Below are 21,126 nucleotides of genomic sequence, written 5' to 3' on the forward strand. Positions count from 1 at the left end.
CCTCAGTATCGGATTTTTGGATCGAACCAGGCATAAGCCAGGTCGGTCAGAAGGTTCACAACCACGGTCAACGCGCCGTAAAGAATGGTGACCCCTAGCAGCACAGCATAGTCGCGAGACAAAGCCGAGCCGACATAGGCCTGCCCCAGACCACCGGTTGAGAAATAGATGTCGACAAAAACCGAACCGGTCAGAACGTAGACAAAAACCGGCCCGAGGTACGAGACAACGGGAAGCAATGTCGGCTTAAGCGCATGGCGCCAGATCACGGTTCTTGTCGGCAATCCCTTGGCCCGTGCAGTTCGAATGAAGTTCGAGTTCAGAACCTCCAGCATCGATGACCGCGTAATTCTTGCGATTGAGCCCATGTAGGAGGTCGCCAACGCAATCACCGGCATCACCAGATACTGCCATTGACCGCCATGCCAGCCGCCACCCGGCAGCCACCCCAACCACAGGGTAAAGGTCAGGATCAGGATCGGCCCCATGATGAAGTTCGGAAGCGCCTGAGCGGCGATACCCAGACCCACCGCAAAGTAGTCAATCCAGCTGTTGTGTTTGATTGCAGCGGCAATTCCCAGCGCGACGCCAACGGATGTTGCCACCAGAAAGGACAACGAACCATAGGTTAGCGAAATCGGGAAACCCTGCGCGATGATGTCGTTCACATCCCGATCCTTGAATTTAAAGGACGGTCCGAAATCAAAATGCACCACGATGTTGTACAGATAGTCCCAAAGCTGTTTCCACAGCGGTTGGTCCAATCCATAACGCGCCTCGATATTGGCCAGAACCTGCGGCGGCAATGGCCGTTCCGAGGTGAATGGCCCGCCAGGCGCGATGTGCATGAGGAAAAAGCAGGCGACGATCAATAACAGGATCGTCGGAATAGCGACCAGCAGCCGCTTTAAACTGTAGGCAAGCATTTCATGCCCCCGTGTTTATTGGCCCTGCCCCGGATGTCTCCGGGGCAGGGCGTGGTTCAAAGACGATTATTCAGCGAGCTTGTAGAGGTTCTTCGAGTACCAGTTCTGCTCGACGTTGTTCACCGGCCAGTTGCCTACATCGCTGTCCATCATATAGACGCCTGCGTAGTGATAGATCGGGATCACAGGCGTTTCTTGGGCGATTATGCGTTCAACTTCGGTGTAAAGCGGAGCCGGATCGTCCGAGGTTTTGGCCTCGGCCAGCAGCTCATCAACGCGCGCGTTGGCATATTTGCCGTCATTATAGCCCGAGTCCGACTGCAGTAGGTCCAGGAAGGTCGACGCCTCGTTGTAGTCTCCGCACCAAGCACCACGTGCCAGCTCAAAGTTTTGGTTGCCGCGCTCCTCGAGGAAGACTTTCCACTCCATATTTGCCAGTTCGGCGTTCACGCCAAGCTTCTGCTTCCACATCTGGCTCAGCGCAACGGCGACCTTCTTGTGGTTTTCCGCGGTGTTATAAACCATCTGGAAGCTCAGAGGGTTGTCAGGCCCATAACCTGCTTCTGCTAGAAGCTCCTTCGCCAACTCGTCGCGTTCGGCTTGGGACATGGATGCCATTTCAACGGCCGGGACGGTGAAGCCTGCGGTTGCTTCGGGGGCGAAGGTGTAGGCTTCGGGCTGACCGCCTGCCATCACTTTTTCGGTGATGATCGCACGATCAACGGCCAGTGACAGGGCTTGGCGGACGTTCGGGTCCTTGAAAGCCTCGGGGCCACCATCAGACAGATTGAAGGTGTAATAATAGTTGCACAGGCGTGGGAAGCTGATGGCTTCTACGGGGTGCTCTTCCTTCAGACGTGGGTACTGGCCGGCTGGAATTTCGGTGCGGTCCAGTTCGCCAGCCAAATAGCGGGTCAGGGCGACGTTTTCATCATTGATGACCAGCGCCACGACCTTGTCGATGATCGTGTTATCGTTGTCCCAATAGGCGGTGTTGCGTTCACGTACCGAGCGTTCTTGCGGCAGGTGCTCGGTCAGAACATAAGCGCCGTTCGAGACGATGTTTTCCGGTTTGGTCCAGGCGTCACCAAATTCTTCGATCACTTTCTGCGGTGCCGGGAAGGTTGTCGAATGTGTGGTCATCTGCGGGAAATAGGGCAGGGGGGCGCTCAAGCGGACTTCCAGCGTTTTGTCGTCGATGGCTTTGACACCCAACTCATCTACCGGTTTTTCGCCCGCGATGATCTCGGCAGCGTTTTCGATCGACATCAGTTCCATGAACCACGCATAGGGCGACGACAGTTCGGGATCGACGGCGCGCTTCCAGGCATACACAAAGTCACCTGCGGTCACCGGATCACCATTCGACCACTTCGCTTCATCGCGCAGGGTAAAGGTGTAAACGTCCTTGGTATCGTTGACCGAGAATTCGGTGGCGACACCAGGAACCAGGTTACCGTCCTCATCCTGATTCATCAGGCCTTCAAACAGATCGCGAACAATTTCTGCACCCGACACATCTTCTACGACTTGCGGGTCGACCGAGCTGTGTTCATCGAGAATCCGATAGGTGAAGGTCTGATCGTCGGCCAGGGCTTCTCCGGTTTCGGGATGTGTACCGGCAGCAATTGCAGCACCGGTAATGATGGTCGAGGACAACAGTCCTGCCAAAGAGGTTCTGATTATTTTGTTCATGTGTTTACTCCCATTTTGTATGGTTTCGAACGTCCAAACCGCATTCGCGGTGGGCGCTTGTCTGCCATTTTGTCTCCGGCAATTGTCTGGACTTTACCTTGATCTAGATCGTGCCAAGATCGATAATTTCGGCATTCATGCATCAGGCAATGTCGGAGATCCGAATGCGAAAGCTATCTTTCACTGCCCATGAACCTGTCAGTTTTGAAGCAAAGGTAAAGGGTTTTGCGGTGGGTGAAGACCACAAAGGCTGATTAGAACCGCAGCCGGCGGAGGTGTTAAAATTTTATTTTGAAACGCTTCGTGGCAGTGACATTTTCGTGAAGCTCAACATATCACCGTGGGTGAATGTGTTCGCAGTGATGCTCGTAAATGGCGAATCAGTACGCTGCTACGGCTTCAGAACGGCCTTCAATGAGGCATCGGGGAAGCAGGTTGGTGTGCTTCCAGAAGCCTCTTGCCAGCGCCCGATCGAGCGTCGGGTTTTGTATCCGGGCAGGCCATCGACGCCACCGACGTCATGACCCTGTTGAACAAGCACCTGCTGCATGCTGGCGACATCTGAGCGATAGAGATTGCCGACATCGCCCCAACGACCCCGAAAATCGCCAACTCCGTATTGGATGCGATCGCCGACATGACCCACAAACAGCGCATAAAGGTCGCTGGTGTTATAGTCTTTGAGGACATAGAAATTGGGCGTTACGATAAAGGCCGGACCGCTACGACCGGCAGGCATCATAAGATAGCCCTCGGCATCAAGTTCATGTGCCGGAAAAGGTTTGCCGGAAACGCGATTTACGCCCATGGCGACCCAATCGCGGATCAACCGCCCCTGATCAGGGCCCTCCAACGCGCAAGAAACGGTCGTGGGTAGGATAACTTCGAACCCCCAGTCGCGGCCTGTCACCCATCCGTGCTCGTCAAGATACGCGCCGATCGATGCAATCGTGTCCGAGGCTGAGCCCCAGATATCAGTTCGGCCATCGCCATCGCCATCGCGCGCGTAAGTCAGAAAATTTGTGGGCATGAACTGAGGCTGCCCCAAGGCACCCGCCCAACTGCTTTTCAGTGCGTGGCCTTGGCCGTGACCGGATTCAGCGATCTGTAGCGCAGCAATCAGTTCAGCCGTGAAATACTCGGCACGCGTACTCATAAACCCTTTGGTGCCCAGCACCTGAAACGCATTATGGCGGATCGGGACTTGTCCATAGCCGCTCTCGCGCCCCCAGATGGCCAGAATGATACGGGCGGGTACGCCGGTTTCTGCCTCGACACGCGCCAGTGTACCCGCATGGCGCCTAGCCATCTTGCGACCGACGGAGGTGGCACCCTGGACTGATCCGGCATTGAAATATCGACCAGGTGAGCCGAACTCGGCCTGCCGTTGTTGCTTGGGTGTCTTTTGGGGGCTTCCCGGCGGAACCAGGTCAGGAAGGTCCCAGTTTAGCGTTACCCCGTCAAAGGCGGTTTGGAACGTGCGTTTCGAAACGCCCTTGGCTTTTGCCTGAGGCCATATGGCTTGTTGCAGCCAGTTCTGGAACTGACGTTCAACCTCAGCGCGATCTTGCGCTACCGAGGGGGCGGCAAGACAAACCAGGGAGACTATAGCAAGAACCAAACGCATATGATTGGTCTCGCGCGCGCTTGACCTCATGTCAACATCGGCGCCGCAGGGTGATTTTGGAAAAGTTCTTGAGAAAATCCGTGACTCTGCCGATAGTTGCCGGGAAACCCCGCCGCAAGAGGATCATCAGGTGTGACCTTGTCTCGGATACATTCAGTCGCTGTGCCAGCCTTGGTGATCTTTGTTGCTCTGTTGTTGACGGCTGAGTCTGCCGGGGCGAGTGATAGCTTCATGGACCCCCAAGGCCCGATTGCAGCAGTGCAAAAGACACACCTTTTGCGCGCGACGGCTCTTATCCTGATCGCTGTGATACCGGTTCTGGCTCTGGTGCCGCTGATTGCCCTGCGTTATCGCCGACGTAAGGGTGGAAATGCTGCATACACGCCGCATTGGGATTTTTCGGCGAAGCTTGAATTTGTGATGTGGGGCGTCCCGGTCGTGATCGTGATGATCCTGTCTTTCTATCTCTGGAAAGCGACACATCGTCTTGACCCTTATTCGGCCCCTTTTGGAGAAGAGCCTGCCCTAAATGTGCAGGTGGTTGGCCTCGATTGGAAATGGCTGTTCATCTATCCAGATCATGGCATCGCAACGGTGGGAGAACTGGGCATACCGATCAAACAGCAAGTTGCGATGACGCTGACCACAGACACGGTGATGCAGTCGTTCATGATCCCGGCGCTGGCAGGGCAAATCTATGCCATGCCGGGGATGACGACTCGGCTACACCTGGTGGCAGACTCGCCTGAGACGATGCAAGGCGAGAACACACAGTATAATGGCCGAGGATTCACAAAGCAGAAATTCCTGGCGCAAGCGATGCAGCCCGAGGATTTTCAGGCATGGGTCGCCAGTGTTAAAGCGCATGGCATACCGTTGACCGAAAGCACCTATCGGACGTTGGCGATGCGTACGGATCGGGATGAGGTACAGGCGGCATTGGGCACCGAACTCATGCCGCTGAATGCGCTTTATTTCACGCTGGAAGAGGGCGACCTGTTCCATTCGATCCTGCGTCGTTACCACAGCGGAGAGCCTCTGCAGTTGGATCAGCAACCCGGAACGGCTGAATACGGGCAGGAGGCAAGCCAATGACAAATGCCGAGACCGGCTTCTTCGGTCGCCTGAACTGGGATGCATTTCCCATCGCTGGACTGATCCAGAATCCTGGCGCAAATGAGATCATTGCAAACGCTGCTGCTGCTATTGTGATCGTGGGCGTAGTGGTAGTGATTGGCATCCTGACGTGGTTCCGGTTGTGGGGCCCGCTCTGGCGCGATTGGCTGACCAGCGCTGATCACAAGAAGATCGGCATCATGTACATTGTCTTCGCCATCGTCATGCTAGCGCGGGGCGTCCTGGAAGGCGTAGTGATGCGGGCCCAACAGGCGGCGGGACCGGGGGACGGATTTCTGGAACCCGAGCATTTCGCGGAACTGTTTAGCACTCATGGCACCATAATGGTGTTCTTCGTCGCGGTACCTTTTGTCTTTGGCGTCGCTAATTACATAATTCCGCTCATGATAGGCGCGCGCGACGTGGCCTTTCCGGTGATGAACCAGATCGGGCTTGGTCTGACCGTCTCGGCCGGGCTGATGCTGATGGTCTCACTGGTGGTGGGCGAATTCTCAACAGGTGGTTGGACCGCCTATCCGCCCTATACCGGGGCCGCGTTCAATCCCGGCGTTGGGCCGGATTACTGGATCTGGGCCATCGTGGTCTCGGGCGTGGGCACAACACTGACTGGCATCAACTTTGCCGTCACGATCTACAAGCTGCGTGCGCCGGGGATGAAGTTCATGCGGTTGCCCATGTATTGCTGGACGATCATTTGCAGCTCGATCCTGATCATCTTTGCTATGCCGCCCCTAGGCGTTGCCGCGCTGCTGCTGGCCGCGGATCGCTATCTGGATTTTCACTTCTTCACCAATGACCTTGGCGGCAACATGATGAACTATGCCAACCTGTTCTGGCTGTTTGGCCACCCCGAGGTCTACCTGTTGGTCCTGCCTGCATATGGAATCTATTCTGAGGTCTTTGCCACCTTTTCGGCCAAGCGTCTCTATGGTTACAACTCACTGGTCATCGCAACAATGTCGATTGCGGTCATGTCCTTCACGGTTTGGTTGCATCATTTCTTCACCATGGGGCAAAGCGCTCTGATCAACGCGGTGTTCGGGATTGCCACGATGCTGATCGCCATTCCGACCGGGGTAAAGGTCTATGACTGGATGGCGACTCTGTACCGTGGGCGCATTCGATTCTCGGTCCCGATGCTTTATGGCCTTGCGTTCTTGATGTTGTTCGTCATCGGCGGCCTCAGCGGAGTGGTTCTTGCCAATCCAACCGTCGACTATCAGGTCCATAATACGCTGTTTCTGGTTGCGCATTTCCACAACGCGTTGCTACCAGGTGTGCTGTTCGGGTTGCTCGCCGGCTATAACTACTGGTTCCCAAAGGCCTTTGGGTTCCGTCTAAACGAGTTCTGGGGCCGCGTTTCGGTTTTCTGCTGGACGGTTGGGTTTCTGCTGACCTTCATGCCGCTCTACTTCGTTGGTCTGATGGGCATGCCCCGCCGGTCGTTCAGTTGGGAGGATCCCAGCTTTCACCCCTACATGATCACCGCCGCCATAGGATCGCTAGTGATTACTTGCGGGTTGCTTTCGATCCTGGTCCAATTGTGGGTCAGTATACGCGACCGAGAACAGACCTGCGCACCGGTCGGTGATCCTTGGGACGGGCGCACGCTGGAATGGTCGATCCCGTCTCCGCCGCCGCCCTACAACTTCGCTATTATTCCGCAGGTTAGTGACCGCGATGACTTTGCTGCAGCTAAGGAGCGCGGACAAGCCTATCCTGCACCCGCGGCCTACGAAGATATCGAGATGCCGCGCAACACCGGCATCGGGTTTATCCTCTGCGTGCTCAGTGGCATCTGGATGTTCTCTCTGGTCTGGTGGATCTGGTGGCTGGCAGCACTGATGACCATCGCGATGATCCTCGCCATTATCATCTGGAGTTTCGACACCAGCACCGAGGTCATCATCCCCGCCGAAGAGGTCCGCAAAGAACACGAGGCGTGGTTGGCGCTGGTCCACAGCACCGCCGCTGTGGATCGCGATCATGAAAGTACACCGGAAAATCGCGGCCTCGCCCGCCCGGATATGGAGGCCGTGACATGAGGCGCGCACCCAAGCACAGCTATCCGGGGATAAACCTCGGCGAGGACCACGCCAGCGCCCACAAGGCGACCGAGGTCGTCACTTTCGGCTTCTGGGTCTTCCTGATGAGCGATCTGGTCTATTTCGGCCTGATGTTCGCGATCTATATCACCATGATAGACGCGCAGGCCGGCGGTCCGGGCCCGCATGAGCTGTTCGACCTGAAAAGCATCTTTGCCCAGACTCTCATTCTGCTGACCAGCAGTTTGACCGTCGGGCTGGCGATGTTGGCGCTGAAATACAACCTGCCTCGGGCACGGATCGTGCTGTGGTTCGGAGTGACACTGCTGCTGGGGCTCAGTTTTCTGGTTTTGGAAATCCGTGATTTCATGAACATGGCAGCCCAAGGCGGTATCCCACAGCGTAGCGGGTTTTTGTCGGCCTTCTATGGTCTCGTACCGCTCCACGGCTTGCATGTTGCAGCCGGGTGTCTGTGGCTAATCGTGCTGGGTATTCAGCTGCGTATGTTCGGGCTGACCGATCTGCTGATGTCGCGTATGGTGCGGTTGGCGCTATTCTGGCATTTCCTCGACCTGATCTGGATCGGCATAATAACCATCGTGTATTTCGGAGGGCTGGCCTATGGATAAACGATCCGAGATGCATCACCGCGAACGGCGGCGTTACGTGATTGGCTATGGTGGGTCACTGCTGCTCACGCTGGTGGTATTTGTGATCGCCTATCATTTCGGTATTGAAACACCAGGCGTCTATATGACCATCGGCCTTCTGGGGTTGGCACAACTGGTTGTTCAACTGATCTATTTTCTACACATCGACCGCCGCCGCAGCAGCCGAGAGGATCTGGACCTGGTTCTGTTCTCGACACTTGTTCTGCTGATTATCATCGGCGGGACAGTTTGGATTCTGGGCAATCTGGCCATGCGCATGCATATGCAGGTGATGTGAGGTCGCTCGATTAGGCACCGAAAAGGAAGCTGCTTATGAAGTCATTCAAGGCAATTGCCGCCGCAGGGATCCTGGTCACGATTGCTGTTGGATTGTTCCTTTTCTGGCGGCATGAAGAGCGGTATCCGTCAACAAAAGACGCCTATATCGGCGCGAATATCATCTATGTGGCCGCACAGGTGACCGGGCAGGTTTCAGACGTTGCGGTGGTCGAAAACCAGCCGGTCAATGCAGGCGATTTGCTGTTCTCGATTGATCCGACACAGTTCCAAGCCTCGGTCGATCAGGCCAAAGCTAATCTGGACAGTGCCATTCAGCAGGCTGACTCCTTCTCGAACCAGATCACCGCTGCACAGGCCGCTGTCGAAAGCGCCAACTCTTTCTACGAAACGGCTCAGAGCAATCTTGAACGCGCCCGAGCTTTGTTTTCGGACGGGGACCTCGCGCAGGCCTCGCTGGACCAAACTACATCCGAATTCGCACAGGCTTCGGCCCGGTTGACCACCAGCCGGTCCGAGCTTTCCGCATTGCAAAGTGGTCTCGCGGCCCGGCAGGACAATGTGTTGTCCTCGCAGGCTGCGTTGGAAATCGCGCAGGCCGATCTTGTCTGGACCAAGGTCTATGCCGCGGCCGATGGCTGGATCGCAAATCTGACGCTGCGGCCAGGGTCGTCTGTCTCGGCCAATGCGCCGCAATTTTCCATTGTCGAGTCGTCTGACTGGTGGGTCGATGCAAATTTCAAGGAAACATCACTGCCACGCATCCGACCCGGTCAGCCGGTCACAGTGCAGGTGGATATGCTTCCAGACACGACCCTGACCGGCAAGGTTGCGTCGATCGGTCGAGGCTCGGGCGATACGTTTTCGTTGTTGCCGTCCGAAAACTCCAGCGGCAACTGGGTCAAGGTCACTCGACGTTTCCCGGTGCGGATTGAGCTTGATCCAACTGATGCTCCGCTGCGTGTAGGAGGCAGCAGCAAAGTTACGGTGGATACAACCGGACCCAGCCAATGACTGATGCCGGCCATATCAATCGCGTGATTGTCGTGGCCGTCGTGCTCAGTGCAATTCTCGAAGTTCTGGACAGTACCATCGTCAATGTTGCGTTGCCGCATATTCAGGCGGCTTTTGGGGCCACAACCGATCAGGCGACATGGATCTTAACCAGCTATATCGTCTCAGCCGTTGTGGTCATGCCGCTGACCGGGTTTGTCGCGCGTCGGGTCGGGCGGCGCAGGCTGATCCTGACTGCGGTCACGGGTTTTGCCACAATGTCTGTCATGTGCGGCCTGTCATGGAGTCTTCAGACTATCGTCGCGTTCCGCCTGGCGCAGGGGATGTTCGGCGCGTTCCTGATCCCGTTATCGCAGTCCATCCTGTTTGACGCCTTTCCGCGTGAAAAACGGGGACAGGCCATGGCGGTCTTTGGCTTGGGCGTGGTGGTCGCACCGGTGTTGGGCCCAACTGTAGGTGCAGTCCTGACTGAGTATTTTTCGTGGCGAATGGTGTTTTTCGTCAACCTTCCGGTCGCTGCCATGGCCCTGCTGCTTTTGGCGGGCGAGTTGCCGGACGACAAAACCGAAGAGGTGCGCATCGACTGGAAAGGCCTGGCGCTGCTGGCACTTGGCATTGGATGCCTTCAATTCATTCTTGACCAAGGTGAGACCAAGGACTGGCTGTCATCGAGGATGATACAGCTGGCGTTGATCGCTTCGGTTCTTGGGGCAATGGGGTTCATCGTCCATTCTCTGACATCCCGGCATTCTGTCGTTGATTTGCGCCTTTTTGCGGATCGCAACTTTGCCCTGTGCAACCTAGTGATAGCGGGGTTCGCGATCTCATTGTTTGGCGGGATCGCCATACTGCCAACCTTTGTGCAAAGCCTGCTCGATTACCCCGTGATCGAATCCGGTCATTTGTTCATACCGCGCGGGATCGCCGCAGGTGCATCGATGGTGCTGACCGGGGCCGTACTGGTCACCCGGTTTGATCCACGAGTTTTAGCCGGGTTGGGGATGCTGTTGACAGCACTGGGGAATTTCATGTTGGGCACGCTCAACCTCGACGCCGGTTTCTGGCAACTGGCTTGGCCGGGCTTTGTCAGTGGTCTGGGGATGGGGCTGGTGTTTGTGCCGATGTCTATTCTGGCATTCGAGAGCATCAGTAAATCAAGGCAGGATGAGGCCTCGGGCCTATTCAACGTCACCAGGCAGCTTGGCTCTTCGGTAGGTATTTCATTAGTGGGGACTTGGGTCGTGCGAGGCCTGCAAACCAATACGGCAGTGCTCAGCCAGAATGTGACACCCTACAATCCTGCTGCACAGGCTTATCTTGCGCCGCTGGGGCTGACACCCGATAGCGCCCAGGGTGCCGCCATTTTGGGACAAGAGATTGCTCGGCAGGCCGAGATGATCTCGTACCTTACAGTATTCAACAATCTTGGACTGCTGGCGTTGGCCACGATCCCACTGTTGTTCTTCTGCCGCGCGCCCAGGCCCGACCAAAGGGCTGCAGCACCCGTTCACTAGCGCGTCAGAACAAGGCCCAGCCATAGCGCGAACCAGCAAAAGACGAGGCTGAGAGCGATGTTACCGGCAGCAAATACGATCGTCCGTTCACGGTGCAATTGCAGCGATTGATAGGCGAAGCTTGAGAATGTGGTGAAGCCGCCGCAAAACCCGAATACAAGGCGTTTTTCCTCTTCGCCCATTTCTGCAGAGCCACCCAGATAACCAATCCATAGACCCAGCAGAAGGCTGCCCAGAACATTCACGATCAGGGTCGAGTACGGCAGATCATGCGTCACCCGAAGCGCCAGCCAATGCCGCAGTACAGCCCCCAATCCTCCGCCCAATGCGAACATGGCATGCAGATACAAGGTCGTCATTCCGATGTTTCCCGGGAATGATGCCGCCGACCCAGCGCTTCCCCAAGAACCGCCGCCGTAAGACCAAATGCGATCTCCGCGCTTACGGCGATAACCACAAACCAATTCCCGGTTTCTGCCAGTCTTTCCAGCTCGGCGACGAATGAGGAAAACGTCGATAGCCCACCGCAAAATCCAACGGCCCCTAGATGCAGGACGTGGGCGTGGACACGATTTCGAATGGCATAGAGCCAACCTAGAACGAAACAGGCCGCAACATTGATGCCGAAAGTCGCGGTTAGGAACGGAGCGCCGGGGATCTCCAGCGAAAATAGCTCGCGCAGCAACGACCCTGCAGCACCCCCCACAAAGACGGCTGTATACATCAGGGCGCGATGCCCGAATACAGGCGCTGTTTTCGACACTGCGGTTGATCCTGCTCTGACCAGCGTTTCATTTTGCATACAGACTGCTTTTGCTTGGTTCAACCGGCCTCGCTAACCCAACCGTTATCTTTGTTTGATTAGCAAGGGCTTGCGCAAACAGGTCAATTTGTTCCACGTTCTGGATGAAGAGCAGGGTCATGGACCCAATGTCCATTCAAAGTCACGCTGTCACAGCGCTACTCAGGGAGATAGGAAATGATTGTTCGCAGGCTTTACTATTTCCTCAGCTATGTCTGCTTGCCTTTGACTTTGCTTTGGGGTTTTTTCTGGCCACCCGCCCACTGGTTGCTGATCATACTGATCCCCTATGCGGTTGTCGGTCTCTACGATATGCTGACAACCAAGCATAATGTGCTGAACAACTACCCGGTACTGGGTCACTTCCGATATATGTTGGAGTTTGTCAGCCCTGAAATCCGGCAGTATTTCGTTGAAACCAATGAAAGCGGGCGGCCCTATAATCGGATCATCCGCAGTCTGGTCTATTCCCGCGCCAAGGGGCAGGTGGATACTCAGGCGTTTGGCACTCAGTACGATATCATGACGGTAGGTTATCACCGCGCTGATCACTCGCTATCCCCCAAGCACGTCGAAGAGAGCGAAGAACGGGTGATACTGGGCGGCCCTCAGTGCGACAAACCCTACAATGCGTCGCGTCTGAACGTATCAGCAATGAGTTTCGGTGCACTCAGCGCCAACGCAATCCGTGCTTTGAATGGCGGTGCAAAAGATGGGGGTTTTGCGCATAACACGGGCGAAGGCGGACTGTCCCCCCACCATCTGGCAGAAGGTGGAGACATCATCTGGCAAATCGGAACAGGATATTTTGGATGCCGCACGCCTGAAGGTGGGTTCGATAAGGACCTGTTTGCCGAAAAGGCCAAGAAAGATGTCGTCAAAGCGATCGAGATCAAACTATCGCAAGGGGCGAAGCCGTCTCATGGCGGGGTCCTACCGGCAGCAAAGGTGGATGAAGAAATCGCCGAGATTCGTGGGGTTCCAGTACATCAGGATGTGATTTCCCCACCTATTCATTCGGCCTTTGATGGACCGAATGGATTGATGCATTTCGTTCAGCATCTGCGAGAGATGTCAGGTGGCAAGCCCGTGGGCTTCAAACTGTGCATCGGTCGTCGATCCGAGTTTATGGCGATTTGCAAAGCGATGTTGGAAACTGAGATTCTGCCTGACTTCATCACGGTGGACGGCGCGGAAGGGGGCACTGGCGCTGCCCCGGTCGAGTTCACCAACCGATTGGGGATGCCGCTTAACGAGGCACTGATCTTTGTAAACAACTGTCTGCGCGGTATTGGAGTCCGCGACAAGATGAGGGTGATCTGTTCGGGCAAAGTGGCCACTGGGTTCGATATGGTCGAGAAATTCGCTTTGGGTGCGGATATGTGTAACGCGGCGCGGGCGATGATGTTTGCGGTGGGGTGCATTCAGGCGCTGCATTGCAACACCAACAGGTGCCCCTCGGGGGTAGCGACGCAAGATCCGATCCGTGGGCGGGCGGTGAATGTGCCACAGAAACGACAGCGCGTGCATCGGTTTCATGACGCGACGCTTGAAAGCTTCCGCGAGATATTAGGGGCTATGGGCAAAGCAAAAGTTTCCGACCTGCGCCCTGCCGACATCCGGCGCCGAAATGCGGATGAACGAGAGCGGTCTTATGCCGAGCTATACAGCTTTCTGGATGACGGCTCTCTGTTGGGCAAGACCATCCCTGAAGAGTTCGCCGCTGACTGGCAAGTCGCCTCAGCGAGCCAGTTCTAGCGACCACTAGCTAGGTCTTGATCGCGGGTTATTGAGCGTATGCGTATGGATTTTGCGGATGCTCCATTCCACGGCATCCCGCATTGTCTTGCCCAAGGCGATATCAAAGGCCTCCACCAGTTCGGGTGTTTTATCGCTCGTCGCCAGCACTGCTTCCTGGAATGAGCTTGAAGCGATGATCTTGTCCTCATACTCATCGATGATCTTGATATTGATGCGCACTTCTACGCGGACCGTTTTCGTGTCTTCGGTTTCGCTGATGACGATGCCCTGAAATTCGCGCAGATCAGGCGCGATCACATAGTCCGCTCTCAGGCCTACGGTCGAACGTCCTACGGCCGCGACCTTGCCGGAATTTTCATAGCTTTCGACCATCAGCGCCTGCACAATTAACGGAGCGCGATCCACCCATCGGGCCCGCGGCAGATACTGAACCTGAAGCAAGGTGGGCTGCACGGCGATCTGATCGGTGTTCACGGCCGCCGTCGCTGTGGGCTCTTCGACAACGATCTGTTTTTGGATTCTGCGGCAGCGATGACGAGAACGTGCTTTTGGGTGTCAGCAAATACAAGTCATTGGGCTTAGAAGCCTGCCGCAGCGTGCCCAAGCCCGTGCAGCCCGTCAAAGCGGCCAAAACCAGAGTCAATATTAAGGGCCGTATCATTGACGAAACTCCGATGCTTGGGTGCCTAACAAAAAGCGGGCCGGGTCGCGTTCGACCTTGTCGACCAATCTATCCAGACTGATGACCAGACGCTGTGATTCCTCGATGAACCGGATGAACTGAGGCAACCCAACGCGCAAGAAGTCCGAAACCTGACGGCGGTTGTCCTGAACGATCCCGTCGATGGTTCCCAGCAGATCCGACGCCGATTGGGAGGCGCTGAGAACATCGTCGGAAATCTTGTCAATCTTTTCGGTGATATTCGAGACGGTTTCCGCAACCTGATTGGCCGCCTTACTCACATCTTCAGCGACAGGTGAGATATCCTCGTCCATCACGCGGTTTGCCGAGTCAAACGCCCTCTCTGCTGAATCGAGCGCCCCTTTGGCTGAATCCATAGTCGATGTAACCGATTCAAGGGTGGTGTTTGCATTCAGAACAGTCTCGCTGATTACCTCAAGCGTAACGCTGCCTTCATCTGACAGCCGAGTCAGCCTTTCGGCCAGGATTGACCCGCGTTCGATAAAGGGCCGGATATCTTCCTGAATCACGCTTTCAGCACTGGCAATGGCGTTATTTGCAGTCTCTAGCGTTGTTTTGGCGGATTCTGAGGTCTCTTTGATGCTCTTCAGCGTGTCCGTTCCTGTGCTCAACGTCGTCTCGGCCGTGTTCGCCAACGTATCCAGTCTCTTGGTAAATTCTCCAACGTCTTTGGCCGCACCGCCCAAATCGGACGAGAGCGACTGGAAATCCGTCAGAGTTTTATCCAGCTTGCCCGACGCTTCTGCCAGATTGTTCAGGATATCCGACACCGCCTTTCGGTTTTTGTCATCAACAACCGAATTGAGGTTCTCCAACAGAGTGACCGCCTTTTCCAGAACCTCTGGCGCACCCTCAAGCAAGGATTGAATCGAACTGCGCTTGCTTGGGATGACACTATTCTGGGCCAGCCTTTCTGCGGTTGGAGACCCTCCGGAAAGCTCAACATAAGCAACCCCTGTCACACCCAGAGATTGCAACTGTGCGATGGTTTCTTTGGTAACAGGGATGTCGGCATCAACCTCAAGCCGCACTCGCACCTTTGACGGGTCATCTTTGTCCAAGTCCAGGGAAACCACCTGACCCACAGGCAAGCCGTTGTAATTTACGCCACCTGCAGCCGACAGGCCCGAGACATTGTCGAACAACACATCATAATAGGCGTATTGCCGGGTCACTTCGAATTTGGCGAGCCACAGAAAGAACCCGAAGGCACCAAGGATGCCCGCCAGGGTGAACGCACCGATCAGGATGTAATTCGCTCGGGTCTCCATCGCCTCTACCTGTCCTGCCCCTTCTGTTGTGCCGCACGGGCGCGGGGGCCTGTGAAATATTCCTGAACCCAAGGATGGTCGACCTTGGTCATCTCTTCTATCGGACCTTCAACCAGCACGCGTTTTTCCGCAAGTACCGCGACGCGATTACATATGGCATAAAGGCTGTCCAGATCATGCGTTACCATGAACACGGTCAGCCCCAACGTGTGCTGAAGTTCCCCGATCAGTTCATCATATGCGGCGGCCCCGATCGGGTCCAACCCGGCAGTTGGTTCGTCCAGAAAAACGATTTCGGGGTCCAGCGACAGGGCGCGGGCCAACGCAGCGCGTTTGCGCATTCCACCGGACAGTTCCGAGGGGAACTTGCTGCAACTTAGTTGAGGCAAGCCAACGAGACTGATCTTCAGCCCACCTAGTGCGGCCATCAATTTTTCACTGATACCCGTGTGTTCGCGCAGAGGCGCCATCACGTTCTGCAATACAGTCAGTGAGGAAAACAGCGCACCGTCCTGAAATGCCACGCCCCAGCTTCTTTCGATCCGCTGACGTTCTTCTTCGGGGCCATTAAGAACATCGACGCCAAGAACCTCAATACTTCCCGACTTGGGCTTGTTCAGCCCGACGATCGTACGCAAAAGCACGGACTTCCCAGTGCCCGATCCACCGACAACACCCAGCACTTCACCGCGCCAGACATCGAGGTTGAGGTTGTCGTGGACCACTTGTTCGCCGAACTGGTTGGTTAAATTGCGCACACGAATAACGGCCTCGCGTTTCGTGTCGGATTGGGGCTTGTCCTGAAGCGCGGCTCCATCCATGTCAGATCCCCAACTCTGAGAAGAAGATCGAAAACAGGGCGTCGATGGCGATGACCATAAAGATCGATTGCACGACCGAGGCCGTCGTCCGCTGACCAACGCTTTCGGATGAACCTTTGACCTGCATTGCCTGCCAGCAGGCAATGACACCGATCACCAGTGCAAAGAACGGTGCCTTGATCATCCCGACGGCAAGCTGTGCGACGCCGGTATTTTCCTTCAACCGGGTCAGGAACATGCCGGGGCTGACACCGAGGTCGATCCAACTCATCAACGCTCCGCCGATCAGGCCAGCCATATCGGCAACAAAGCCAAGAATGGGCAACATGATCAACAGCGCCAGAACACGGGGAATGACCAGAACTTCAATCGGATCCAACCCCAGGGTGCGCATCGCATCAATCTCTTCCTGCACCTTCATCGAGCCAATCGAAGCCGTAAAAGCCGAACCGGAGCGACCAGCGACGATGATCGCTGTCAGCAGGATACCAAGCTCACGCAGGATCGAGATGGAGATCAATTCGACAACAAAGATCTCAGCCCCGAACTGTTTCAACTGCGTCGCGCCCTGAAAGGCCAGAACGACGCCGATCAGGAAACCCATCAAGGACACAATCGGCAGCGCCTTGAAGCCGACTTGCTCCATCTGTGACACCAAGGCAGCACGACGCAGTCGCCATGGCATGATCAGAGTCCGGACCAATCGATGCAGAGTAAGGCCAAGAAAGCCGATGATTGATAATGTGTCCTGCCAGGCGCCAAAAGTTTTTTGCCCAATCCGGGCAACCCAATTCACAAAGCCATGCGGCGGCAGTTCTTCTCCTGTAACCTCGGATATGTTGTGCGATACTGTTTCGATCAATGACGAATGCGCAGGGGCCAACCCTTCGAGCTGGACCTGAGCGCCCTCGCTTCCCATCCGCTGCACCAGATTGGCGACTAGCCAGGCCCCTCCGGTATCCAGCGATTCCACCTGCGACATGTCCACAATGACATCTTGGCCGTTGGGCTTTTGGGCAGCAAAACCCGCTTCGACACGATCCAACGATTGAGTGCGCAGATCTCCGGCAAGGCGGATACAAACGCCGGTTGCGCTGGTCTCGGAAATAATCGTCGGCCGTGTCATAGCGGTATGTGATGGCAAACACCGGGTCGCTGCAATGGATTTGTTCGAACCCCTCAGGATTTTGCGCCCGCGCATTGCGGTAGAGCGACAGTGAAGCCCATGGTTCCGATTCTGGAGCAGGCAGAGCGGGCGAGCCATGCGTTTCGCGTGTTTGCATTGTGGCGCAGGCTCAGTCAGGGTGTTCTGAATGAGGGCGGACAAGCAGAACTATTAATATTCAGATAATTATAGACAAATGTCCTTTGTAAGGTATCGTGAGGCCGAAGTTTTCCTGTTGCGGTTGTGTGTTCGAACAGGCGGCTTGGTCGGGCAGCAAGTGGGCCAATTGGGCGCTTCTTCACCTTGTCTCCGGCTTTTGCCTCAAATGCCTGTCAGGCGCGGATTGAGAGGTGATTGATGGTCGATTGGCTGGTGCATATTCTTCAAAACTACCCTGAATTGGCGGTGTTCCTGTCCATCGGTATCGGCTTTCTCGTTGGTCCCTGGAAACTGATGGGGTTCAGTCTGGGCACGGTCACGGCAACGTTGTTGGCGGCGGTGGTGATCGGGCAGGCCCAGATTGAAATCGACTCGGCGGTCAAATCGACTTTCTTCATCTTGTTCATCTTTGCTGTGGGCTACGGTGTCGGACCTCAGTTCATCCGCGGCCTGAAAGCAGACGGCGCGCGCGAGGTGTTCTTTGCGCTCAGCGTGCTCGCACTTTGCCTTGTAATCCCGATCATCGCAGCCAAGGTCGCTGGTCTGGAACTTGGCTATGCCGCGGGGCTTTATGCCGGATCGCAGACGATTTCAGCGGCGATCGGTGTTGCCACCGACCAAATCGGCCAACTGGGCCTGTCGGCGGAACAGGCCAAAACCTATGCTAACCAGATTCCGATTGCCTATGCGGTGACCTATATTTACGGCACAATCGGGTCGGCCATCATTCTGGCCAAGATCGGCCCGCGTCTGATTGGCGTAGATCTGGTCGCGGCCTGTAAGGAATATGAGGCTAAGCTGGGTGGCACGACGTCGGTTGAAACCGGTGATGGCATCGTCTCGGCATATCGCGCGATCGAGGCGCGGGCCTTTGAGATCCCAGAAGGTAGCGATCTGCTGGGGCAACCGGTCAAAGATCTGATGCCCGGTATCCGCATCTATGCCGAACGCCTGAGACGTGACGGGAAGATCATAGAGGTAGATGATAACACCGTATTGCAGGCCGGAGATGTTGTGATGTTCTCAGGCCGCCGCGCTGATCTGGTGGGTTTGCTTGAGACCAATCTTACAGAAGCTGACGCGCCTGATCTGCTGAGCATACCGTCGGAAAAACTGGATGTGCTGATCACCAGCAAAGAGGTTCATAACAAGACGCTTGAAGAGCTAAGCAAACTGTCGATCGCGCGGGGCATTTATGTCTCGAAACTGATGCGAAACATGCAAGATTTGCCGCTGCTACCCGGGACAGTCGTGCATCGTGGTGACATCGTCACAATTCAGGGCAGCAAGCGTCATGTCGAGGCCGCAGTTGCCCAGATTGGCTATGCCGACCGCCCGGTAGACACCACAGATCTGGCCTTTGTAGGCTGGGGGATTTTCATCGGTGGCATCATTGGAACACTGTCAGTCATGATGGGTGGTTTCCCGATCAGCCTTTCCACTACCGGAGGCGCGCTGCTGGCTGGGCTGGTGCTGGGTTGGCTGCGTACGGTGCACCCGACCTTTGGGCGCATCCCGGGTCCGGCACTGTGGTTGATGAACACGCTGGGCCTGAACGTTTTTATCGCGGTGATCGGGATCACCGCAGGGCCGGGATTTGTCGCGGGACTGCAACAGGCCGGTATTGCGCTGCTGCTATGGGGAATCGTCGCGACTTCGCTACCAATGATCTTTGCAGTTTATGTCGGGCATTACGTGTTCAAATTCCACCCGGCCATTCTGTTTGGTGCCTGCGCAGGTGCGCGCACCACTACGGCGGCGTTGGGTATGATCCAGGAAGCCGCGCAAAGTCGCATCCCGGCGCTTGGCTACGGAATGCCGTATGCGATCGGGAATACATTGCTGACCATTTTCGGGATGCTCGTCGTTTTGGTCTTAAGCTGATTTGGAGAGGTTCACGTTATGGATAGAGTAACGCTGCACGATTACGAAGCACTCAGCCCGTTTCAGATCAAGGATGAGCTGATCAAACTGGCCTCGGCCGAGGCGCGTAAGGCCAATAGCGCTTTCCTGAACGCGGGGCGCGGCAATCCTAACTGGGTTGCCACCCGTCCGCGTGAGGCGTTCTTTGCCCTTGGTCAATTTGCCATAACTGAATCCAAACGTGTGATGGATCACCCCGCTGGTTTAGGCGGAATGCCGGCGCAAAAAGGTTGCCATGGACGGCTGCAAAGCTGGGCGTCTGATAATTCCGAAACGCCGGGCGTCGATACGCTGCTTGAGCTCGCGGCGCATGCCATATCCGCGTTTGATTTCGATGCGGACGAGTTTGTGCATGAACTGACGGATTCGATCATCGGTGATAACTATCCGGTGCCTGACCGCATCCTGAAACACAATGCCACCATTGCCCATGAATACCTGATGTGGTCCATGTGCCGAGGTCACCGGCCTGACGCTCAGTTCGATCTGTTCGCAGTCGAAGGCGGCACGGCGGCGATGTGTTATATCTTCAAGTCTCTCAAAGCCAATCGGCTGCTGAACCCGGGTGATACGATCGCGTTGTGTACACCGATCTTCACCCCCTATCTGGAAATGCCAGAGCTTGAGGATTACAGCCTTGAATCCGTCCATGTGGAAACCGACGAGGAAGACGGCTTCCAACTGACGGATGCCGCAGTGGAAAAGCTGAAAGATCCCAAGGTAAAGGCGTTCTTTCTGGTCAACCCGGGCAATCCGTCTTCGGTTGCACTAAGCACCGCATCACTGCGCAAACTGGCGGATTTGGTGGAAAACCACCGTCCCGATCTGATCGTGTTGACGGATGATGTCTATGGCACCTTTGTGCATGATTTTACCTCGGTCATGGGCCATCTGCCACGCAACACGATCGGGGTGTATTCCTATTCCAAGTACTTTGGCTGCACCGGCTGGCGTCTTGGCGTGATTGCTGTCGCGCAAGACAACATCTTCGATCTGAAACTGGCGGATCACCCGGATGAGATCAAACAGGCCCTGGACAAGCGCTATGGCACGCTTAGCCTGACACCGCGCGACATTCGCTTTATCGACCGGCTTGTGGCCGATAGCCGCGATGTGGCCCTGAACCACACAGCAGGCCTGTCGCTGCCGCAGCAGGTGATGATGACGCTGTTTTCACTCAGTGAATTGGTCGACAGCAAGAAAATCTATCAGACCGCCTGCATGGAGCTGGTTCATCGCCGTTTCAAACTGCTGACCGAAGCGATGGGCGTCGAGGTGCAGGCAGGTGAGCATTACGACGCCTATTACGGCATCATCGATTTCGAATATTGGTTGCGAAAATATGTCGGTGAAGATGTCGTGGCTTGGATCAAGCAGAATGTTCACCCATTGGATATTGCGTTCAAATTGGCGGAAGACTATGGGATCGTTCTGCTGAACGGCAGCGGATTTGATGCTCCGGGCTGGTCGGCTCGCGTGTCCTTTGCGAACCTGCCGGACGAGGCGTATTCTCAGATCGGGACAGCCGTTCGATCAGTGGCACGCGGCTATGTTCAAGCCTACCGTGCCGCGAACAATTTGCCGCTGCACGGATAGGTAAATCTCCCTACACCTGC

18 protein-coding genes are annotated in these 21,126 nt (G+C 55.8%); 9 read left to right on the top strand and 9 right to left on the bottom strand.

Annotated elements, in window-relative coordinates:
• Positions 1-2: 2 nt before the first annotated feature.
• From oppB to AC1DFB_RS18970, 3 genes are all read right to left on the bottom strand, one after another.
• Positions 3-926 carry an oligopeptide ABC transporter permease OppB gene (gene oppB / locus AC1DFB_RS18960; protein WP_170422826.1) on the bottom strand — a complete coding sequence of 308 codons (924 nt, stop codon included), beginning with the start codon at positions 924-926 and terminating at the stop codon, positions 3-5.
• Positions 927-992: 66 nt separating this feature from the next.
• Positions 993-2,621 carry a peptide ABC transporter substrate-binding protein gene (locus tag AC1DFB_RS18965; protein ID WP_170407804.1) on the bottom strand — a complete coding sequence of 543 codons (1,629 nt, stop codon included), beginning with the start codon at positions 2,619-2,621 and terminating at the stop codon, positions 993-995.
• 391 nt (positions 2,622-3,012) lie between these two features.
• Positions 3,013-4,248 (bottom strand): lytic murein transglycosylase, encoded by a 1,236-nt coding sequence (locus AC1DFB_RS18970; protein WP_170801685.1) that lies wholly within the window; start codon positions 4,246-4,248, stop codon positions 3,013-3,015.
• 231 nt (positions 4,249-4,479) lie between these two features.
• On the opposite strand from AC1DFB_RS18970, the gene AC1DFB_RS18975 reads away from it, so the two are divergent.
• The 6 genes from AC1DFB_RS18975 to AC1DFB_RS19000 are packed head-to-tail and all read left to right on the top strand — an operon-like array spanning position 4,480 to position 10,905.
• Complete coding sequence (locus tag AC1DFB_RS18975) at positions 4,480-5,343, top strand: cytochrome ubiquinol oxidase subunit II (RefSeq protein WP_480591195.1); 864 nt, start codon at positions 4,480-4,482, stop codon at positions 5,341-5,343.
• Positions 5,340-7,430, top strand: a complete 2,091-nt coding sequence (locus AC1DFB_RS18980) for a cbb3-type cytochrome c oxidase subunit I (RefSeq protein WP_480922766.1) — start codon at positions 5,340-5,342, stop codon at positions 7,428-7,430. The genes AC1DFB_RS18975 and AC1DFB_RS18980 overlap by 4 nt, the downstream gene beginning before the upstream one ends.
• Positions 7,427-8,059, top strand: coding sequence for a cytochrome c oxidase subunit 3 (locus AC1DFB_RS18985; RefSeq protein ID WP_170394501.1), 633 nt, complete (start codon positions 7,427-7,429; stop codon positions 8,057-8,059). Before AC1DFB_RS18980 ends, AC1DFB_RS18985 begins: the two co-directional genes overlap by 4 nt.
• Complete coding sequence (locus AC1DFB_RS18990) at positions 8,052-8,378, top strand: cytochrome o ubiquinol oxidase subunit IV (RefSeq protein WP_255612219.1); 327 nt, start codon at positions 8,052-8,054, stop codon at positions 8,376-8,378. The genes AC1DFB_RS18985 and AC1DFB_RS18990 overlap by 8 nt, the downstream gene beginning before the upstream one ends.
• Positions 8,379-8,413: 35 nt before the next feature.
• On the top strand, positions 8,414-9,391 hold the full coding sequence (locus AC1DFB_RS18995) for an HlyD family secretion protein (protein ID WP_170625518.1): 978 nt from the start codon (positions 8,414-8,416) through the stop codon (positions 9,389-9,391).
• Positions 9,388-10,905 carry a DHA2 family efflux MFS transporter permease subunit gene (locus AC1DFB_RS19000; RefSeq protein ID WP_480586262.1) on the top strand — a complete coding sequence of 506 codons (1,518 nt, stop codon included), beginning with the start codon at positions 9,388-9,390 and terminating at the stop codon, positions 10,903-10,905. The genes AC1DFB_RS18995 and AC1DFB_RS19000 overlap by 4 nt, the downstream gene beginning before the upstream one ends.
• Here the strand turns inward: AC1DFB_RS19000 and AC1DFB_RS19005 are convergent.
• Together AC1DFB_RS19005 and AC1DFB_RS19010 are read right to left on the bottom strand one after the other, a co-directional pair.
• Positions 10,902-11,264, bottom strand: a complete 363-nt coding sequence (locus AC1DFB_RS19005; RefSeq protein WP_480922767.1) for a fluoride efflux transporter FluC — start codon at positions 11,262-11,264, stop codon at positions 10,902-10,904. The genes AC1DFB_RS19000 and AC1DFB_RS19005 overlap by 4 nt on opposite strands.
• A complete protein-coding gene (locus AC1DFB_RS19010; RefSeq protein ID WP_255612218.1) occupies positions 11,261-11,668 on the bottom strand; it encodes a fluoride efflux transporter FluC in 408 nt (135 codons plus the stop codon). Before AC1DFB_RS19010 ends, AC1DFB_RS19005 begins: the two co-directional genes overlap by 4 nt.
• A 216-nt stretch (positions 11,669-11,884) precedes the next feature.
• Here AC1DFB_RS19010 and AC1DFB_RS19015 point away from each other — a divergent pair, with 216 nt between their 5' ends.
• Positions 11,885-13,465, top strand: coding sequence for an FMN-binding glutamate synthase family protein (locus tag AC1DFB_RS19015; RefSeq protein ID WP_170407824.1), 1,581 nt, complete (start codon positions 11,885-11,887; stop codon positions 13,463-13,465).
• Positions 13,466-13,471: 6 nt separating this feature from the next.
• On the opposite strand, the gene AC1DFB_RS19020 is transcribed toward AC1DFB_RS19015, so the two are convergent.
• The 4 genes from AC1DFB_RS19020 to AC1DFB_RS19035 form a co-directional block, all read right to left on the bottom strand.
• Positions 13,472-13,942 carry an ABC-type transport auxiliary lipoprotein family protein gene (locus AC1DFB_RS19020; protein ID WP_480922768.1) on the bottom strand — a complete coding sequence of 157 codons (471 nt, stop codon included), beginning with the start codon at positions 13,940-13,942 and terminating at the stop codon, positions 13,472-13,474.
• Positions 13,943-14,125: 183 nt separating this feature from the next.
• Positions 14,126-15,442, bottom strand: a complete 1,317-nt coding sequence (locus AC1DFB_RS19025) for an MlaD family protein (protein ID WP_170394518.1) — start codon at positions 15,440-15,442, stop codon at positions 14,126-14,128.
• A gap of 5 nt (positions 15,443-15,447) precedes the next feature.
• A complete protein-coding gene (locus AC1DFB_RS19030; RefSeq protein ID WP_480922769.1) occupies positions 15,448-16,263 on the bottom strand; it encodes an ABC transporter ATP-binding protein in 816 nt (271 codons plus the stop codon).
• A gap of 1 nt (position 16,264) precedes the next feature.
• Positions 16,265-17,389: an ABC transporter permease gene (locus AC1DFB_RS19035; protein ID WP_170422810.1), complete on the bottom strand. Its 1,125-nt coding sequence runs from the start codon at positions 17,387-17,389 to the stop codon at positions 16,265-16,267.
• A 396-nt stretch (positions 17,390-17,785) separates the two neighbouring features.
• Between AC1DFB_RS19035 and aspT the strand changes: the two genes are divergently transcribed.
• Positions 17,786-19,471 carry an aspartate-alanine antiporter gene (gene aspT, locus AC1DFB_RS19040; RefSeq protein WP_480922770.1) on the top strand — a complete coding sequence of 562 codons (1,686 nt, stop codon included), beginning with the start codon at positions 17,786-17,788 and terminating at the stop codon, positions 19,469-19,471.
• Positions 19,472-19,489: 18 nt separating this feature from the next.
• Complete coding sequence (locus AC1DFB_RS19045) at positions 19,490-21,106, top strand: bifunctional aspartate transaminase/aspartate 4-decarboxylase (protein ID WP_480922771.1); 1,617 nt, start codon at positions 19,490-19,492, stop codon at positions 21,104-21,106.
• Positions 21,107-21,126: the final 20 nt, after the last annotated feature.

The sequence above is a fragment of the Ruegeria sp. S84 genome (assembly GCF_056583445.1).

What these genes read in the sequence shown, in the direction of transcription:
- AC1DFB_RS19005 (WP_480922767.1), bottom strand. Translation starts at nt 11,264, where the DNA reads ATGACGACCTTGTATCTGCATGCCATGTTCGCATTGGGCGGAGGATTG.
- oppB (WP_170422826.1), bottom strand. Translation starts at nt 926, where the DNA reads ATGCTTGCCTACAGTTTAAAGCGGCTGCTGGTCGCTATTCCGACGATC.
- AC1DFB_RS18985 (WP_170394501.1), top strand. Translation starts at nt 7,427, where the DNA reads ATGAGGCGCGCACCCAAGCACAGCTATCCGGGGATAAACCTCGGCGAG.
- AC1DFB_RS19045 (WP_480922771.1), top strand. Translation starts at nt 19,490, where the DNA reads ATGGATAGAGTAACGCTGCACGATTACGAAGCACTCAGCCCGTTTCAG.
- aspT (WP_480922770.1), top strand. Translation starts at nt 17,786, where the DNA reads ATGGTCGATTGGCTGGTGCATATTCTTCAAAACTACCCTGAATTGGCG.
- AC1DFB_RS18980 (WP_480922766.1), top strand. Translation starts at nt 5,340, where the DNA reads ATGACAAATGCCGAGACCGGCTTCTTCGGTCGCCTGAACTGGGATGCA.
- AC1DFB_RS19015 (WP_170407824.1), top strand. Translation starts at nt 11,885, where the DNA reads ATGATTGTTCGCAGGCTTTACTATTTCCTCAGCTATGTCTGCTTGCCT.
- AC1DFB_RS18995 (WP_170625518.1), top strand. Translation starts at nt 8,414, where the DNA reads ATGAAGTCATTCAAGGCAATTGCCGCCGCAGGGATCCTGGTCACGATT.
- AC1DFB_RS18970 (WP_170801685.1), bottom strand. Translation starts at nt 4,248, where the DNA reads ATGCGTTTGGTTCTTGCTATAGTCTCCCTGGTTTGTCTTGCCGCCCCC.
- AC1DFB_RS18990 (WP_255612219.1), top strand. Translation starts at nt 8,052, where the DNA reads ATGGATAAACGATCCGAGATGCATCACCGCGAACGGCGGCGTTACGTG.
- AC1DFB_RS19025 (WP_170394518.1), bottom strand. Translation starts at nt 15,442, where the DNA reads ATGGAGACCCGAGCGAATTACATCCTGATCGGTGCGTTCACCCTGGCG.
- AC1DFB_RS18965 (WP_170407804.1), bottom strand. Translation starts at nt 2,621, where the DNA reads ATGAACAAAATAATCAGAACCTCTTTGGCAGGACTGTTGTCCTCGACC.
- AC1DFB_RS19035 (WP_170422810.1), bottom strand. Translation starts at nt 17,389, where the DNA reads ATGACACGGCCGACGATTATTTCCGAGACCAGCGCAACCGGCGTTTGT.
- AC1DFB_RS19000 (WP_480586262.1), top strand. Translation starts at nt 9,388, where the DNA reads ATGACTGATGCCGGCCATATCAATCGCGTGATTGTCGTGGCCGTCGTG.
- AC1DFB_RS18975 (WP_480591195.1), top strand. Translation starts at nt 4,480, where the DNA reads ATGGACCCCCAAGGCCCGATTGCAGCAGTGCAAAAGACACACCTTTTG.
- AC1DFB_RS19030 (WP_480922769.1), bottom strand. Translation starts at nt 16,263, where the DNA reads ATGGATGGAGCCGCGCTTCAGGACAAGCCCCAATCCGACACGAAACGC.